Below are 17,957 nucleotides of genomic sequence, written 5' to 3'. Positions count from 1 at the left end.
CGACACATGAAGATGTCAGGAAATAGTGTGCTCATAACGGGCGGCGGTAGCGGAATAGGGCTGGCGTTGGCGCGGCGCTTTGTCGAGCTCGGTAACGAGGTCATCATCTGTGGCCGCGATATCGACCGCCTTGATGCGGCGAAAGCGCAGATTCCCGCTATCACGACGCTTCGGGCCGACCTGGCGGATGCGAGCCAGCGTGAGGCGCTCGTTGCATCCGTGCTTGAGATAGCGCCCAAGCTGAACGTGCTCGTCAACAACTCGGGTATCCAAAGACGTGGGTCATTCCTGGCCGACACGGGCACATGGGATGAACGTGCCAGCGAGATCGCCATCAACCTGGAGGCTCCGATCCATCTCGCGGCTTTGCTACTGCCTCACCTGGTTGCCAGGCCGAATGCAACGATCATCAACGTTTCCTCAGGGCTGGCCTTTTTGCCGCTCAAGTTCGCCGCCATCTACGTGGCGACCAAGGCTGGGCTCCATGCTTTCAGCGTGGCGTTGCGAGCAGACCTCGCTAGCAGCAGAGTCAGCGTGATCGAGATAGTCCCGCCAGCAGTCGATACCGATCTTGGCGGCACGGGACTTCACACAGACGGTGTGCCAGTCGATACCTTCGTCAACGCAGTGATGAATCGCATGGCGGAGGGCGAGCTGGAAATCGGGTATGGCCCCTCGGACGGCTTTCGCCTCGCCACCCGCGGCGAAATTGAAGAGCTGCTGAAAACCTTCAATGGTTGACCTGTAGATGCTGGACGATCACGAAGATAAAGAGGACTTATGCGCATGGATCGTACGGGTGTCGGTCTCTAGTCTCTGCAGTCATAGGCAGCGTCACACTGATGCCGTCTGGCTAAAGAGGTGACGTATGGACAAGAGAGATGAGCCCGATTTTTCAGGCGACGCACAGCTACCGTCCACCCAAGGCGTCGACAGACGCCGCTTCCTGGGCGGGCTGGCGCTTGGCGTCGGTGCCGGCATGCTGACAGGCCTTGGCGCCCCGCGCTTTGCACAGGCCGCACCGACGCTCACGCGTAATAGGATTGTCGTCACCGCTCCGACGGGCAACATCGGCCATCGCGTTCTCCAGCACTTGGTGAAAAGCGGCGCGCTGATCCGGGTGATCGTGCGCGATCCCTCGGATCTACCCGCCGCGACACGGGCCCGCGTCGAAGTCGTGCAGGGTTCGCACGGGGATCACGCCGTGCTCGACAAAGCATTCAAGGATGCGGACACCGTGTTCTGGTTGTGCCCGGCCAATCCTGCTGCCGAAAGCGTCATGGCGGCTTATGTGGACTTCAGCCGTCCGGCCTGTGAAGCCATCAGGGCTTATGCCGTTCGGCGGGTGGTCAGCATCTCCGCGCTGGGGCGCGGCACTCCGATGGCCGCCAGCGCTGGCTACGTCACCGCGTCGCTGGCGATGGACGACCTTATCGCAGGTACCGGAGCGAATTTTCGTGCGCTGACCATGCCGTCGTTCATGGATAACATTGCCCGCCAGGCCACGCCGATCCGCGATCAGGGCGCATTCTTCTTGCCAATCGATGGCGATCGCAAGCTGCCGGCGGTTGCCACCCGCGATATCGCGTCGGTTGCCGCAAGCCTGCTGCTCGACACCTCCTGGACGGGACGCGACGAAGTGCCGGTGCTCGGCCCGGAAGACCTGTCCTTCAACGACATGGCGCGCATCATGACTGAGGTGCTGGGCAAGCCCGTGCGCTATCAGAAAATCAGCTTCGAGGCCTACAAGGCCGGCTTCATCCAGCGCGGCATGTCGGACGCCATGGCCCAAGGCATGACCGACATGGCCAGGGCCAAGAACGAGGGGCTCGACAGCGCCGTGCAGCGCACTGGGGCGAGCAGCACTCCCACCAGCTTCAGGCAGTGGTGCGAAGAAGAATTGCGACCGGTGATTCTCAGCTAGCGCCACACGCCAGCACGAAGCGGATCTTCACCGTTAACCAGTCCGGTCGTTATCGTTCCTTTCCGGCTCGCGTGGCGCTGCAGAGCCTGAGTCACGATCAAACCAAGTCGTTGAAGCCATAGCCGAGCAACTCGGCTATGGGGCACTGGTCGCCTTCAGCTACCGCTTCCCTTGCTACTTGCCTCGACCGCTGCCTTCACGAAGTTCACCAAGTCCTGATTGAAGCGCTCTGCCTCTTCCAGGAAGGGAGCGTGGCCTGATTCTTCGTAAAGCTTCGATTGCGCCCTTGGGTTGAGTGCTTTGGCGCGGGCGATGCTCGGTTGTACTTCGACGAGCTGATCCTTGGCGCCGTAGAGCAGCAACAGCGGTACCTGCGCCTTGGGCAGGCCCTCGCTGGCGGCGGAGGTCATCTTGGGAATGCTGCGGGTCATTGGCCAGGATGCCATGGCGGCGTTGGTCAGCAGCAGTTCCATGGTCGCGCTGTCAGGCTGGGTGTGGAAGCATAGGTGCAGGAAGGTGCGCAGTGCATCGAGGTGAGTTCTGAGGTCATCGGAGGCCAGGCCGGCGTAGACCTCGGGGTGCGGCGTGATCAGTTTCTCGTTGAGCTCGATCACCGCGTTGACGTATACGGCGCCGCCGATCTTCGCGTCTCCGTAGGCGGCCAGGTAGTCGGACATCACCAGCCCGCCCAGAGACCAGCCCACCAGCACCGGGCGCTTGGCGCCGGTCTCCTCGAGTACCGCGGCCAGGTCATCGGCGTAGCGGCGCCCGTCGACATAGGCTGTGACATTGTCCGGTTTGCCCGAGAGGCCGTGGCCGCGCATGTCATAGGTGATCAGCCGGTAGCCCTGCAGATCGGGGCTACCGGTCTGTTGTTCCCAGTTCAGGCGGCTGCCCAGCAGGCCGTGGATGAATACGATGGCCGGGCCGTCCGGGTTGCCGGTTTCCTGCACGGCGATTTTCAGTCCGTCGGCGGCGGTGACGCTGTAGTGCTTGTCGCCCGCCTTGGCGGCGAGGGGCAGTGCGGCGAGCAGCAGTGCAAGCCAGATGCCGCGCACCGTGCGGGTGAAAGGGGAGTGATGCATGGGTGACTCCTTGGCAGCGAAGTGGATGGATTGGAGTCTAGGTCGGTGACCTGGGACGAGCTATGGCATAGAGTGCGGATCTATTGATCTATCGTCCTGAATTTCATGGGGGCTCGATGAGTGCCAGTGACCTGATCAGCGAGCTGCTGCTGGGCATGCGCCTGTTCGGCGTGCAATTTCGTAGGATGGAAGTGCCAAGCCCATTGGGTGTCGGCTTCAGCAACGAAGTGGGGCGGGCACAGTTCCACTTCGTCGGCCGTGGCCCGGTGTGGCTGCGCAGCCCGGCAGGTGAGCTGCACCGCCTCGATAGCGGCGATGCTGTGCTGATTCCCCGTGGAGGCCCGCATGCGGTGTTGTCCGAGTTAAGCACGCTGAACCGCGATATACAGCGCTTCGACCCGGCGAGGCCTGTCGACGAGCATTCCAGCGAGTCGGTGGACGCTGACGAAGCGGCGGTCATCTTCAGTTGCTGCATGACGCTGGAGTTGGGCGGCATGCAGCCCTTGGTCGCGGCCATGCCCGAGGTGATGCGGGTCGATACCATCCTGCAAACCTCGCCGGAGATTCGCCCCTTGCTCGCTGCCATGGAGCGCGAATCCCTGGTGCTGCTGGCTGGGCATGCGGGCATTCTTGCGCGCCTGGCGGAAGTGATCGCAGCGTTGATCGTGCGCGGCTGGGTGGCCAAAGGCTGTGGAGTGGCCACAGGCTGGATCGGCGCGCTGCAGGATCCGCGGCTGAGCAAGGCCTTGGTGATGATGCATAAGCACCCAGGGCGTCCCTGGACGGTGGCCTCGCTGGCCAGCGAAGCGGGGCAGTCGCGCTCGGTATTCGCGCAACGCTTTCTGCGCGCGACCGGTGTATCGCCGCTGCGTTACCTGACCGATTTGCGAATGCGCCTTGCGCAGCAGAGCCTGAGCCATGATCACCAGTCCGTCGAGACCGTTGCCGAGCAACTCGGGTACGGGTCACTGGCGGCTTTCAGTCGCGCTTTCAAGCGTTCGGTCGGCGTGCCACCGGGCGCTGTGCGTGGCGTGAAGCGAGATGCAGAGTAGGTAAGGGTGATTGCTTCCAGTGAGGTAGGCGGTACTGCTGCCTGTTGGCGCAACGGGATCTGCATCTGCTGGCGTTCCCGTCCTAGAGCGTCACATCCAATTTACTGTCAATTGCGAATTAGGTTGAACCAAGCCGCGCTGCGCTACGTCTGTGCAATATCAAAGTGATATCGCTCGCTTGGCGAGCATCACAGCATCGTCAGTTCGATGGGTGAATCATCGCGACACCGGCTGGGATGCCGTCTCAGAACCGCGCTTGGAGTGCGGGCTGGCTGAATAAGAATAAGTCTCCAGTTTCCTGATCACTTGAATTTTGTAGTTGGAGCGATCCATGAATACGTGGTTTGGCAATATCAGTGTCACCATGAAACTGGCCTTGGGGTTTGGCCTTGTGCTCTTGCTGACCATGGCCCTGGCCTTCGTCGGTTGGACCAGCCTGGGCAGCGTGGTGCAGCGCAGCGAGCGGATGACGGACGTCAACGACCTGGCCCACACCCTGACCGATCTGCGCATCGCGCGCCTGCAGTACCTGCTTAGCAACGGTGTTCCCGCTGACGCCGAGAAGGTGCAGCAGCGTATCCGCACGCTCGTTCAGCGGCAGCAGGAAATGTTGCCGCACTTTCAGAACCCGGAGAACGTTCGCCTGATCAAGCAGCAGGTGGAGTTGATGGGGCAGTACCAGCAAGCCTTCGATAAAACGCGTGGTGCTTATGACACCGCTAACAAGACCCGCACCGAAATGGTCGACCTGGCGGATCGGGCTGGCGAGTTGATTGATCGCGTCATCGACGAAGTGTCACGCACTGCCGCCGGTGACGAAGCGGGTTTTGCGCGTTACCAGGCCATCGCCCGAGCCAAGGATGATGTACAGACCCTGCGTTATCGCGTGCTCAGCTACACCGCTGATGCAAGTGAGCGCACCGAACAGGCGCTGAACCAGCAGATCGACCGGCTCGATCAGGGACTCGACGCTCTGAATTCGGTATTCGCCAGCGACTACCGTGAGCAGATCCAGCAACTCGAGGCCACGGTCACTGCCTACCGCAGTCTGTTGGGCACCTATCGTACGGCAACCGCCGAGCGCCTGCAGTTACGCGATGCCATGACCGCTCAGGTACAGGAGATCGTAACGGGCAGCGATGCGTTGCTGGCGATGCAGGTCAAGCTGCGTGACAGTGATTCCGCCTTTGCCAACCGCATGATGCTCGGCGCCACGCTGCTAGCCTTGTTGGTGGGCATTCTTGCCGCCTGGCTGATCACTCGGCAGATCACCCGGCCACTGCAGGAAACCCTCGAAGCGGTGGAGCGCATCACCAGTGGTGATCTCACCCACACCCTGCAGGTCAGCCGTCGTGATGAACTCGGTGTGGTGCAGCAAGGCATCCAGCGCATGGGCAGTACCTTGCGTGAGCTGATTGGCGGGATTCGTGATGGCGTTACGCAGATTGCCAGCGCCGCCGAGGAACTCTCGGCCGTGACCGAGCAGACCAGCGCCGGGGTCAACAGCCAGAAGGTGGAAACCGATCAGGTGGCCACGGCCATGCAGGAGATGTCGGCCACTGTGCAGGAGGTGGCGCGCAGTGCTGCCGAGGCTTCCCAGGCGGCGTCCGATGCGGATCATGAGGCCAGCCAGGGTGATCGTGTGGTGGCGCAGGCCATCGCGCAGATCGACCGTTTGGCCGCTGAGGTGACCCGTTCCACCGATGCCATGAGCGAGCTGCAAAGCGAGAGCAAGAAGATCGGCGGCGTGATGGATGTGATCAAGGCGGTAGCCGAGCAGACCAACCTGCTGGCGCTGAATGCGGCCATCGAGGCGGCACGTGCCGGTGAAGCAGGGCGCGGGTTCGCTGTGGTGGCTGACGAGGTGCGCGGGCTGGCCCAGCGCACGCAGAAGTCCACCGAAGAGATCGAAGGCCTGATCGCCGGCTTGCAGCAGGGCACTCAGCAAGTTGCAAACATCATGCATGGCAGTCGCGAGCTGACCGACAGCAGCGTGGCGCTGACCCGCAAGGCCGGTGACGCGCTGGGGATGATCACCCGCAAGGTGTCCAACATCCAGGCGATGAATCAGCAGATCGCCGCGGCCGCCGAGCAGCAAGGCGCGGTGGCCGAGGAGATCAGCCGCAGTGTGGTCAACGTGCGCGACATCTCCGAGCAAACCGCCGAGGCCAGTGAGGAGACAGCAGCATCGAGCATCGAGCTGGCGCGTCTGGGCAATCAGTTGCAGATGATGGTTAGCCACTTCCGCGTGTAGCGCCCTGGCGGAGAAAGGCCCCGCATGGCGGTAGTTCATGCAGGGCCGGCAATGCCGCAGCGAATGCTGGAGAGTCCCGGTGCAATTGGTGGCCATGCCGCGATTTCGCAGGATGGCCGCTATCGTTTCGCGCCGGGGCGACACTTCTACGATTAGCGGATGCAGCCAGTATGAATTCTGCGTGCTGCAGCGCTTCGTTTGCCATCTTATGGCCAGTATCCCGCCCGTCAGAAACCGCTCTGTAGTGCGGGTTTAGGCGGTACTTGAGCCTTTAAAAAAATGCCAACCTGTCTGCGCAGCGATTACCTTGATAAAGACAACCGCTCTGAATCAGCCTGACCGCCGAAACAGCAGACAAGGACGCAATCCCAATGCCCGATTTCCAGAAAGCCGACCCTCAGGTCGTGCCGCGCATCGTCGACGACATGGAGCGACAGGGGTATTCCGTCATCGAGGGCTTTCTCTCCGACGAGCAACTGCAGGCGGCCCGCACCCACGTAAATTACGAGGTGGAGCGGCACCATCACGAGTACTTCGCGATGCAGGGCCAGGACGCTGTCAAGGGCAGCATCTTCGAGGAAATGAGCGTATCGCCTCAGGTGCTGGATCTGTTCAGGGACATCTACCAGACCGGCGTCGGCCAGCCGCCGCGCTCGCCGGACATCTTCCCGGCGCTGCGCTGCCTGCAAGGCAAGACCGGCAAGCGCGAGTCGTATTACTTCCACTACGATGCCGCAGCGCTTACTGCACTCATCCCTCTGGTAACGCCCAGCGAAGGCCGCTACTGCGGGGATTTCATCTTCTTCCCCAACTTGCGCAACATCCGCTCGAACCTGTACATCAACATTCTGGAAAAGGCGGTGATGCAGAACACCTTGACCCAGAAGCTGGTGACCTTCGCCGTCAAGCGCAACTGGCTGAAACCGGCGAAGATCAAGATCGTGCCCGGCAACGCCTATTTCTTCTGGGGTTATCGCTCGCTGCACGCGAACGAGCCCTGCGATCCGAATGCACTGCGCTCCACCGTGCTGCTGCATTACGGTGAACCGCACAGCCGCGAAAACCTTGCCTCGCGCGTTTTTCTTGGCTGGAACTTCCGCCGCGCGCGGGTCAGCAACGAGCGCACCACGCGCAAGGATGTTGGCTAGGCTAGGCGGATGGCGGAAGTACTCGGTACGGGCTTACGCAGCTCCCGGAAGAATTCATTGCATGCGATGTACGGATAAACAGAAGGGCCTCGAAAGGCCCTTCTGGAGGTAACTGTGAATCGCGCCGGCGCGTATTACTTCCTGGCTTCGATAAACGGCAAGGTGCCGCTTGGCAGTACGGTAGTCGGCAATACGCCGTCCCAACGTTCGGCCTTGGTCAATTCGACCAGACCCGGGTTGCTGCCCAGGGCGCGAGCGCGTGCATCAATCGCTTTGGCTTCTGCCTCGCCACGCAGCTGGATGCTTTCCGCCTCGGCGCGAGCGGCGGCAAGAGCCGAGTCGGCTTTCGCCTGGGCCTGGGTGACGACGATCTGCGCCTGGATCTGTTCGGTAGCCAGTTGCTGTTCGCGGGTTTTTACCGCGACTTCGGCGCGCATGCGTTCTTCGATGGACTTTTCATAGGCATCGCTAAAGTCGATGTTCTCGACCTGTACGCTGTCGATCACCACCGGGCCGCTGATCGCGCCCTTGATGGCGGCCGCGATATCGGTGACCAGCTTGCCGCGCTGCTGTACAGCGTTGACGGCTGTGTATTGACCGAAGACGTTTTCGACCTGAGTCGGCACGTGGCGGCTGATGGCCCTGGCCAGCAGGCCGTCCAGATCGGCGTAACCCTTGTAGACCGCAGCCACTTCGCCAGCCGGCACGTGCCAGCTGACCGAGACCGACAGCGTCGCGGCCTGCTGGTCACGGCTGTAGGCCTGCAGCTTGTCCCACTTGGTGGCGTTGTTCTGCACGGAGATGGCTTTCGCGCTGTCGATGAAGGGGATTTTCCAGTGCAGACCGGGGTCAGCGACTTCGATGAAAGCACCGTTGCGCAGTACCACTGCACGTTCTTTTTCGTCGACGGTGTAGAAGCTGCTGACAACCGCGATCAGTACTATCAATACCAATCCGGCGATAACGCCCTGCTTCATGTACGTGGCGCCCATATTCTTTTCCAACGTCCTTCCCCTTACTCGCGGCCCGGCTACCTGCCAGGCCATGTTGATGTCTGAACGCTAGACAGCCGTCAGTAAGCGGCGGACACAAAATCCTTTGGCAATCGGCCACATTTCGCAGGCCAGCCGTGTTTTTTGAGCAGGAGCGCACAGTCGTTGGGCCTGTTGCTCGGTGCGGGGTGGCGTCTCGCTGAAAGTCGCCGCCGATTTTTAGCCGATCACGCGGCCTGCGCGTCACACGTCGACGCTTCGCTCTGTCATCATTCGCGATCTGATTCTGCACACTCAGGAACCCCATCCATGTCGGCGCTGAACCCCGGTCTGATCGTGATCCATGGCAATCGCCTCGAGGAACTGAGGGCGTTGGCGGTGGAGTGGATGCGTATGTATCCGTTGCGGCCGCTGGAGAACGAAGTGCTGCTGGTGCAGAGCAACGGCATCGCCCAGTGGCTCAAGCTGGCCCTGGCCGAACAGGAGGGCTGCGGCATCGCGGCGGCCACGGATGTGAGCCTGCCCGCGCGCTTTCTCTGGCAGGCCTACCGCAGCGTGCTGGGCAGCGAGGCGATTCCCCAGCAGTCGCCGCTGGACAAGGCGCCGCTGACCTGGCGGCTGATGCGCCTGCTGCCGAGTTTGTTGGGCGAGCCCTGTTTCGCGCCGTTGCGGCGCTTCCTGGCGGACGATGCCGACCTGCGCAAGCGCCACCAACTGGCCGAGCGCCTGGCCGATCTGTTCGATCAGTACCAGGTGTACCGCGCCGACTGGCTGGCGGACTGGGCCGAAGGGCGCGATCAGTTGCGCACGGCCCGTGGCGGTGTGCATGAACTTGACGAAAGTGCGTTGTGGCAACCGCTGTTGTGGCGCACGTTGCTGGCGGATGTCGGCGATGAGCACCTGTCCCAGAGCCGCGCGGGTGTGCATCCGCGTTTCGTCGCCAAACTAGCCGAGCTGGATGCGCCACCCCGTGGCCTGCCACGCCGAGTCACGGTGTTCGGTATCTCTTCGCTGCCGGCGCAGATGCTCGAGGCGCTGGCGGCCATGGCGCGCTTCAGCCAGGTGATGCTCTATGTGCAGAACCCGTCGCAGCACCACTGGGGCGATATCGTCGAAGACAAGGACCTGCTGCGCCACGAGTATCGCCGGCACAAGCGCAAGTCGGGCGGGCAGGCTGGGCAAGTCGGCCAATTGGGGCTGTTCGACGCGGTGGAGCTGCATCAGCATGGCCAGCCGCTGTTGGCATCCTGGGGCAAGCAGGGTCGCGACTACATCAACCTGCTCGATCAGTACGACGAGCCGCAGCGCTACCGCGAGCATTTCGAGCGCATCGATCTGTTCAGCACAACGGACGAGAGCACGCTGCTCGGCCAATTGCAAAGCGACATTCTCGACCTGCGCCCGGTAGAAGAGAGCCGCACGCATTGGCCTGCTGTCGACCCCGTACAGGATCATTCTCTGCGTTTTCAGGTCGCCCACAGCGCCCAGCGTGAGGTGGAGGTGCTGCACGATCATCTGCTCGCAGCGTTCAGCGCGAACCCGACGCTGCGCCCGCGGGACATCATCGTCATGGTGCCCGATGTGAACAGCTACGCGGCGCAGATCCGCGCGGTGTTCGGCCAGTTCGCCAGCGACGATCCGCGCTTCATTCCCTTCACCCTGGCGGACCAGGGGCTGCGCGGCAAGGAGCCCCTGGTGATCGCCCTGGAGCATCTGCTGCGTCTGCCGGACAGCCGCTTCAGCGTCAGCGAGATTCTCGACTTGCTGGACGTGGCCGCGGTGCGCGCCCGTTTCGCTATTCCCGAAGACCAGCTGTCGGTGTTGCGCCGCTGGTTGGAGGGCGCTGGCGTGCGCTGGGGGCTGGATGCCGAGCAGCGCGAAGGCCTTGGCCTGGGGGCCGGGTTGGAGCAGAACAGCTGGCGCTTCGGCCTGCGCCGCATGCTGCTCGGCTACGCCGTGGGCGGTGCTGGCGCGCGCGCGGGCATCGAGCCCTATGACGAGATCGGCGGCCTGGATGCCGCGCTGATCGGCCCGCTGACGCGCCTGCTGGACGTGCTGGAAACACATTGCGATAGCCTTGCCGAGACGCTGCTGCCAGTGACCTGGGGCGAGCGTCTGCGAGCGCTGCTGGACGACTTCTTCCTGCCCCAGGACGAGCGCGACGAAGTGCTGCGCAACCAGGCCCAGGATGCGCTGGAAAGCTGGCTGGAGCTCTGCGACGCGGCCACGCTGGAAGAAGCCCTGCCGCTGGCCGTCGTCCGTGAGGCCTGGCTGGGCGGGCTCGACCAGGGTGGCCTCAGTCAGCGCTTCCTGGCGGGCGCGGTGAACGTCTGCACGCTGATGCCGATGCGCGCCATCCCGTTTCGTCACCTGTGCCTGTTGGGCATGAACGATGGCGACTACCCGCGCAGCCAAGCGCCGCTGGACTTCGACCTGATGGGCGGCGATTACCGCCCCGGCGACCGCTCGCGCCGTGAAGACGATCGCTACCTGCTGCTCGAAGCGCTGCTGGCGGTGCGCGAGCGCCTGTACATCAGTTGGGTAGGGCGCAGCATTCGCGACAACACCGAGCGACCGCCTTCGGTACTGGTCGGCCAGTTGCGCGACCATTTGGCCAGCGCCTGGCGCCTGGCGGACGACGGTGATCTGCTCCACGCCCTGACCACTGAACATCCGCTGCAACCCTTCAGCCGTCGTTATTTTTCCGGCAGCGGGCCGCTGTTCAGCTATGTGCACGAGTGGGCTGCGTCGCACCGTGCACCGGTGGCCCAGCCGCTCGAGCATCCACTGGGTGCGTATCTGGCGGATGCCGCGCTCAATCTGGAAAAACTGCAGCGCTTTCTGCGCGACCCGGTGAAGCACTTCTTCACCGTGCGCCTCAAGGTGCATCTGGACGAAACCGAGCAGGCCGAGCTGGATAGCGAACCCTTCGCCCTGGATGGCTTGCAGCGTCACCAGATCCAGCAGGAGCTGCTGCAGGCTGCAGCCCTGGCGCTGCAAGAGAACCAAGGTGTCGACGCGGCGCTGACGCGGGCCGCGCGGCGCATCCAGCGCAGCGGTCTGCTGCCGGTGGCGGGCTTTGGTGATCGTCTGCGCGCGCAATTGCTCGAGCCGATGCCGGAGCAACTGCGCGGCTACGAGGCCCTGCTGGCGCGCTGGCCCGATCGTCTGCCGTCGCCGATTCGCCTGAGCTTCGCCCATGGCGGCCTGGAACTCGAAGACTGGCTCGGCGAACTGCGCAGTGCCGGCGACGCCCTGGCCCGCCTGGAGCTGCAAGCGGGGGGGCTGAAGCGCAAGGATCGCTCGCTGAAGTGGCACCGCCTGCTCAGGCCCTGGGTCAGCCATGTGGTGGCCGCGGCCTGCGGGCATCCGCTCACTACGCTGCTGGTCGCCGAAGACGTTCGCCTGGCCTTCGAGCCGCTGGCTCAGACCGAGGGCGAGCGCATCCTGCTCCAGTGGCTGGAAGCCTATGCCGAGGGCATGCAGGCACCGCTGCCGGTGGCGATCAGAACGGTCGCGGCCTGGTTCGCCCAGCTCGATAAGGACGAGGATGAGGACAAGGCCATAGATGCTGCCCGCAAGGTCTACGAAGGCGGCCACCTGGTCACGGGTGAAGTGCAACAGAGCGCCAGCCTGGCTCGCCAGTACCCGGGCTTCGATGCCCTGCTGCAAAACGGTCAGTTCGCCCACTGGGGCGCCGTGCTCTACAAATCATTGCTCGATGCAGACATTGCCGAACTCAAGGACGACCAGCCATGAGCCAGCCTACACGCCCTCTGGCGCTGCGTTTCCCGCTGCACGGCAGCCGCCTGATCGAGGCCAGCGCCGGTACCGGCAAGACCTACACCATCTCGGCGCTGTACCTGCGCCTGATCCTCCAGCATGGTGGTGAAGCCGCCTTCCGCGAGCCGCTGCTGCCGCCGCAGATTCTCGTGGTGACCTTCACCGACGCCGCCACCCGTGAATTGCGTGACCGCATCCGTGCGCGCCTGGTGCAGGCGGCCACGGTGTTTCGCGGTGATGCCGAAGGCGACGCCTTGCTCACCACCCTGAAGGCCGACTTCGCCTCCGCCCAATGGCCCGAGTGCGCCCGGCGCCTGGAGCTGGCCGCGCAGTGGATGGACGAGGCGGCGGTGTCGACGATTCACGGCTGGTGCCAGCGCATGCTGCGCGAGCACGCCTTCGACAGCGGCAGCCTGTTCAGCCAGACCCTGGAAACCGACCACAGTGAGTTGCTCGCCGAGGTGGTGCGCGACTACTGGCGCCAGCACTGCTACCCGCTGCAGGGCCTGGCCCTCGAATGGGTGGCGGAGAACTGGGGCGCGCCGGATGAGCTGGGTCTGCGCATCCGCCCGTTGCTTGGCGAAGGCGATAATGGCGCCGCCCTGGCGCTCGGCGATCTGCTGGACGGCACTCTGCTGGAGCGTCAGCGCGCGCTGATCGCTCTCAAACAACCTTGGGCAGCCTGGGCCGACGAGTTGCAGGGCCTGCTCGAGCAGGCGGCAGCCGACAAGCAGGTCGATGCCAGAAAGCTGCAGGCACGTTTCTACAAGCCCTGGTTCGACAAGCTGCGCGCCTGGGCCCTGGGCGATGATGAAGTGCTGGATATCGGCACCGGCTTCACGCGGTTGACCCCGGACGGCCTGGCCGAGGCCTGGAAGGTTGGGGTGCCGCCTGCGCATCCGGCACTGGATGCCATGGCCACGCTCAAGGCGCAGCTCGACGGGCTGCCCGCACCGGGCGATGCCGCGCTGCGCCACGCCGCCGCCTGGATCCGCCAGCGCTTCGACCGCGAGAAACGCCAGCGCGCCGAGATGGGTTTCGACGACATGCTCACCCGCCTGGACGATGCCCTGCAGAGCGACAGCGGCCCGCGTCTGGCCGAGGTGATTCGCCAGCAGTTCCCGGTGGCGCTGATCGACGAATTCCAAGACACCGATCCGCTGCAGTACCGCATCTTCGACACCCTGTATCAGGTGGAGGCGAATCGCGACGACTGCGGCCTGTTCATGATCGGCGACCCCAAGCAGGCCATCTATTCCTTCCGCGGCGCGGACATCCACACCTACTTGCGTGCACGGCGTGCCACCGCTGGGCGGCATTACAACCTGGACACCAACTTCCGCTCCAGCGAGCACATGGTCGAGGCGGTCAACGGGCTGTTCCAGCTGGCCGAGTCACGCGAGGACGGGCAGGGCGCCTTTCTGCTGCGTGACGACCTGCCGTTCATTGCGGTCGGCGCTCAAGGGCGCAAGGAGGTCTGGACGGTCGAGGGCGAGGCGCAGTCGGCGCTCAACCTCTGGCACCTGCCCAGCGACGAAGCGGTCGCCAAGGGGCGTTATCTGGACGCCCTGGCCGGCAGTGCCGCGGCAGAGATCGTCCGCCTGCTGGTGCTTGGCCAGCAGCAGCGCGCCGGTTTTCTCAAAGGCGACGAGCTGACGGCCTTGCGGCCCAGCGATATCGCCGTGCTGGTGCGCGATTTCAAGGAAGCCCAGGCGATTCGTGGCGAGCTGGCCATGCGAGGCGTACGCAGCGTGTACCTGTCGGACAAGGATTCGGTGTTCGACACCGTGGAAGCCCATGACCTGTTGCTGTGGCTGCGCGCCTGCGCCGAGCCCGATCAGGATCGTCCGCTGCGCGCCGCGCTGGCCAGTTCGACCCTGGGCTTGAGCCTCACCGAGCTGGAACAGCTGAACCTCGACGAGCGCTTCTGGGAGGCGCGGGTCATGCAATTTCGTGGTTACCGCCAGCGCTGGCAGCGCCAGGGCGTGCTGCCGATGTTGCGCCAGTTGCTGCAGGATTTCGGCCTGCCACAGCGGCTGATGAGCCGTCCCGACGGCGAGCGGGTGTTGACCAATCTGCTGCACCTGGCCGAGCTGCTGCAGCTGGCCGCCGCCGAACTGGACGGCGAGCTGGCACTGATCCGTCATCTTGGCGAGTCCCTGGCCGGACGCGGTCAGGCTGCCGAGGAACAGGTACTGCGCCTGGAAAGCGACGATGCGCTGGTGCGCGTGGTGACCATCCACAAATCCAAGGGCCTGGAATACCCGCTGGTGTTCCTGCCCTTCATCTGTTCCTTCCGCCCGCTGGACGACAAGAAACCGGTGCAGGTACACGACGGCGAGCGCCGCCGGCTGCTGCTCAAACCCGACGAGGTCAGCCTGGCTCAGGCCGAGCAGGAGCGCCTGGGTGAAGACCTGCGTCTGCTCTACGTGGCGCTGACCCGCGCCCAGCACGCCTGCTGGCTGGGTATCGCGGACCTGAAAATCGGCACCGCCAAGACCTCGCGCCTGCACCAGTGCGCCCTTGGTTATCTGCTCGGTGGCGGGCAGCCCCTGGCGCAGAGTGCGCAACTGATCGACTGGCTGAGCCCGCTGGCCAATCCTCCTCGCTGCGTGGCGTTGCCGGCCCCCGAGGCCAGTGATCAGCAATACCGCGCGCAGGATGCCGACGCCTTCGAGCCGCAGTGGCGCACGCCATCACGTCGTGCTGCCGAGCATTGGTGGATCGCCTCCTACAGTGCCTTGCGCATGGAGGAGGGCGAGGCCAGTACGATTGATCGCCATGACGACGTTTCACCGGACAGCTCGGCCGTGCAGATCGCCAGTGACGACGAGCGCCCGGCACTGGCGCTGGAGCAGATTCCGGTCTCCGCCCAGGGGCTGCACCGTTTTCCGCGCGGGCCGAACCCCGGTACCTTCCTCCATGGCTTGCTGGAAATCGCTGCGGCGGAAGGCTTCGCGGAGATGGCGGCGGCGCCGGATGTGCTGCGCGAACACCTGGCGCGGCGTTGTCAGCGACGCGGCCTGGAAACCTGGATCGAGCCGCTGTGGCTGTGGCTGCAGGGCCTGCTGGTGCAGCCCATGGCGCTGGGTAATGGGCAGTCGGTGAGCCTGGCGACCCTGGGCGAGTACCAGGCGGAGCTGGAGTTCTGGTTCGAGGCCCGCCGGGTCGACGTGCTGCGTCTGGATGCGCTGGTGCAACGCTCTGAAATGCCCGGCGTGGCGCGCCCGCAACTGAGCCCGGATACCTTGAACGGCATGTTCAAGGGCTTTATCGACCTGGTGTTCGAGCATGAGGGCCGTTACTACGTGGTCGACTACAAGTCCAACTGGCTGGGCGCCGACGAGCAGGCCTATACCGCTGACGCCATGAGCGCCGCGGTGGCCAGCCACCGTTACGATCTGCAGTACGTGCTTTACGTGCTGGCCCTGCATCGCCACTTGCGGTTGCGCCTGGCCGATTACGACTACGGCCGGCACATGGGCGGCGCGCTGTATCTGTTCCTGCGTGCACCGGCGGCAGGGCAGTACCTGGCGCGGCCGGAGCGGGCGCTGATCGAAAAACTGGACGCGCTGTTTCTCGGCGAGCCCGTGGAGGTACTGGCATGACGCCGATGCTCGACAACCGCGAAGGTCTGTTCGCCCTGTTGGCCGCCTGGAGCGAGCGCGGCTGGCTGCGCGAGCTGGATCGTACCCTGGCGCATTTCTTCGCCGAGCTAGACCCCGAGGCATCGCCCTTGCTGCTGCTGGCAGCGGCGCTGGCCAGCCATCAACTGGGCCAGGGGCATGTGTGCCTCGACCTGCAGACCACCCTGGCCGACCCGGATTCGGCGCTGTCGCTGCCGCCGGAAGGCGAGGATGCCGAGGGCGTCAGCCTGCTGCCCTCCGAGGTGCTGGCGGGTCTGAGCACGGATGCCTGGCTGGCGGCCTGCGCGAATAGCGCGCTGCTGCACGATGCCGAGGATGAGGTCGCGCCGCTGGTGCTACGCGGCACCTGCCTGTACCTGCGCCGCTACTGGGATTACGAGCGCAACGTCGCCGCTGATATCGGCGAGCGCTTGCAGGCCCCGGCGGATGCGCCGGCCGATCTCGCTCAGCGCCTGGCGGTGCTGTTTCCCGAGCCCCTGGAGCTGGGCGGTCAGCGCCTCACCGACTGGCAGAAACTTGCCTGCGCCCTGGCGGCGCGGGGGCGCTTCACGCTGATCACCGGAGGCCCCGGCACGGGCAAGACCACCACCGTGGTACGCCTGCTGGCGCTGCTGCAGGCAGCCGCGCTGGATCAGGGCGCGCCGTTGCGCCTGAGCCTGGCGGCGCCTACCGGCAAGGCGGCGGCTCGGTTGACCGAGTCCATCGGTGCGCAGGTGGCGACGCTGCCCGTCAGCGAAACGGTGCGCGAGCAGATCCCCAAGACGGTCACCACCCTGCACCGTTTGCTGGGCAGTCGGCCGGACAGTCGGCACTTCCGCCACCACGCCGCCAACCCGCTGCCGCTGGATGTGCTGGTGGTCGACGAAGCTTCGATGATCGATCTGGAGATGATGGCCAATCTGCTCGACGCCTTGCCGACCCATGCGCGACTGATCCTGCTCGGCGACAAGGATCAGCTGGCGTCGGTTGAGGCGGGCGCGGTGCTCGGTGATTTGTGCCGTGATGCCGAGGCAGGCGGTTACAGCCAGGCGACCGGCGAGTGGCTGGCGCGGCAGACTGGCGAGCGGATTGACGATGCGCAACTGCTGGCGGGAGAGCGGGCGCTGTCGCAGCACATCGTCATGCTCCGCCATTCCCGGCGCTTCGCCGGTGGCTCTGGCATTGGCCGTCTGGCCATGGCGGTGAATCGCGGTGCGGCCATGGAGGCTCGCGAGGTGCTGGCAACCGGTGGAGGGGATCTGCACCAGCTACGCCTGGCAGGTGAGCAGGATCGCGCCTTCGAGCGCTTGCTGCTCGATGGTTTGTCAGGCAGCGAGCAACGCCCGGTGGGCTATGCCGATTACCTGAGCATTCTCCGTGAGCAGCGCCCTGAGCTGTCCGATGGAGAGGAACGCTGGGATGCCTGGGCCGCCAGAGTGCTGGCGGCGTTCGATCGTTTTCAACTGCTGTGTGCGGTACGCAAGGGGCCTTGGGGCGTCGAGGCGCTCAACGGGCGCATCGCCCATGCGCTGCTGCAGCGTGGGCTGATCGAACAGGAGCATGGCTGGTACGAAGGCCGGCCTGTGCTGGTCACCCGCAACGACTACGGGCTGGGCTTGATGAATGGCGATATCGGCATCGCCCTGCGCTTGCCCGAGCCAGCGCTGGAGGCGGGCGGCCCGTTGCGTTCGGCGCTGCGCGTGGTGTTTCCGCGCAATGACGGGTCGGGCAGCTTGCGCTCGATCCTACCCAGCCGCCTCGGCGCCGTGGAAACCGTGTTCGCCATGACCGTGCACAAATCCCAGGGCTCGGAGTTCGCCCATTGCGCCTTAGTGTTGCCGGATAACCTCAATCCGGTGTTGACCAAGGAGCTGGTCTACACCGGTATCACCCGCGCCCGGGATTGCTTCAGCCTCATCGAAAGCCGCGCCGGCGTATTCGAAGCCGCCATCGGGCGCCGCGTCGAACGCCGCAGCGGGCTATGGGAGCGGTTGAGCACATAACTCACCAACAGCGAGTAGGGCGGGCTTCTGCCCATCACCGGCAACACCCACAGCCCGACGCTCCGGCCCGTATGCTTTGAGCATCCAGCC

Annotated in this window: 10 protein-coding genes; 8 read left to right on the top strand and 2 right to left on the bottom strand. The window is 64.5% G+C overall.

The genetic code is table 11. The features are described from left to right. Positions 1-6: 6 nt before the first annotated feature. Positions 7-741, top strand: a complete 735-nt coding sequence (locus K5Q02_RS19215) for an SDR family oxidoreductase (RefSeq protein ID WP_225833249.1) — start codon at positions 7-9, stop codon at positions 739-741. Between the two features lie 127 nt (positions 742-868). Continuing rightward, on the top strand, positions 869-1,924 hold the full coding sequence (locus tag K5Q02_RS19210; protein ID WP_225833247.1) for an NmrA family NAD(P)-binding protein: 1,056 nt from the start codon (positions 869-871) through the stop codon (positions 1,922-1,924). 155 nt (positions 1,925-2,079) lie between these two features. Here K5Q02_RS19210 and K5Q02_RS19205 read toward each other — a convergent pair whose 3' ends face one another. Then, positions 2,080-3,009, bottom strand: a complete 930-nt coding sequence (locus K5Q02_RS19205; RefSeq protein ID WP_225833245.1) for an alpha/beta fold hydrolase — start codon at positions 3,007-3,009, stop codon at positions 2,080-2,082. 116 nt (positions 3,010-3,125) lie between these two features. On the opposite strand from K5Q02_RS19205, the gene K5Q02_RS19200 reads away from it, so the two are divergent. From K5Q02_RS19200 to K5Q02_RS19190, 3 genes are all read left to right on the top strand, one after another. After that, positions 3,126-4,061 (top strand): AraC family transcriptional regulator, encoded by a 936-nt coding sequence (locus tag K5Q02_RS19200; protein WP_225833243.1) that lies wholly within the window; start codon positions 3,126-3,128, stop codon positions 4,059-4,061. Between the two features lie 331 nt (positions 4,062-4,392). After that, a complete protein-coding gene (locus K5Q02_RS19195) occupies positions 4,393-6,315 on the top strand; it encodes a HAMP domain-containing methyl-accepting chemotaxis protein (RefSeq protein ID WP_225833241.1) in 1,923 nt (640 codons plus the stop codon). A gap of 371 nt (positions 6,316-6,686) precedes the next feature. Continuing rightward, positions 6,687-7,463, top strand: coding sequence for a hypothetical protein (locus tag K5Q02_RS19190; RefSeq protein WP_225833240.1), 777 nt, complete (start codon positions 6,687-6,689; stop codon positions 7,461-7,463). 134 nt (positions 7,464-7,597) lie between these two features. Here the strand turns inward: K5Q02_RS19190 and K5Q02_RS19185 are convergent, their stop codons facing one another. Beyond that, entirely contained in the window at positions 7,598-8,440 is an 843-nt protein-coding gene (locus K5Q02_RS19185) for a prohibitin family protein (RefSeq protein ID WP_225839771.1), read from the bottom strand. Between the two features lie 324 nt (positions 8,441-8,764). On the opposite strand from K5Q02_RS19185, the gene recC reads away from it, so the two are divergent. From recC to recD, 3 genes are read left to right on the top strand one after another with little or no spacing between them, the layout of a single operon-like run. Continuing rightward, on the top strand, positions 8,765-12,214 hold the full coding sequence (gene recC, locus K5Q02_RS19180) for an exodeoxyribonuclease V subunit gamma (protein ID WP_225833238.1): 3,450 nt from the start codon (positions 8,765-8,767) through the stop codon (positions 12,212-12,214). Further along, on the top strand, positions 12,211-15,846 hold the full coding sequence (recB, locus tag K5Q02_RS19175; protein WP_225833236.1) for an exodeoxyribonuclease V subunit beta: 3,636 nt from the start codon (positions 12,211-12,213) through the stop codon (positions 15,844-15,846). The genes recC and recB overlap by 4 nt, the downstream gene beginning before the upstream one ends. After that, complete coding sequence (gene recD, locus K5Q02_RS19170; protein WP_225833232.1) at positions 15,843-17,867, top strand: exodeoxyribonuclease V subunit alpha; 2,025 nt, start codon at positions 15,843-15,845, stop codon at positions 17,865-17,867. Before recB ends, recD begins: the two co-directional genes overlap by 4 nt. Positions 17,868-17,957: the final 90 nt, after the last annotated feature.

The sequence above is a fragment of the Pseudomonas sp. MM211 genome, from assembly GCF_020386635.1.
Taxonomy (GTDB): Bacteria; Pseudomonadota; Gammaproteobacteria; order Pseudomonadales; family Pseudomonadaceae; genus Aquipseudomonas.
The sequence above is the reverse complement of the archived record's forward strand: the minus strand, read 5'-3'. Positions and strand labels throughout refer to the sequence as shown.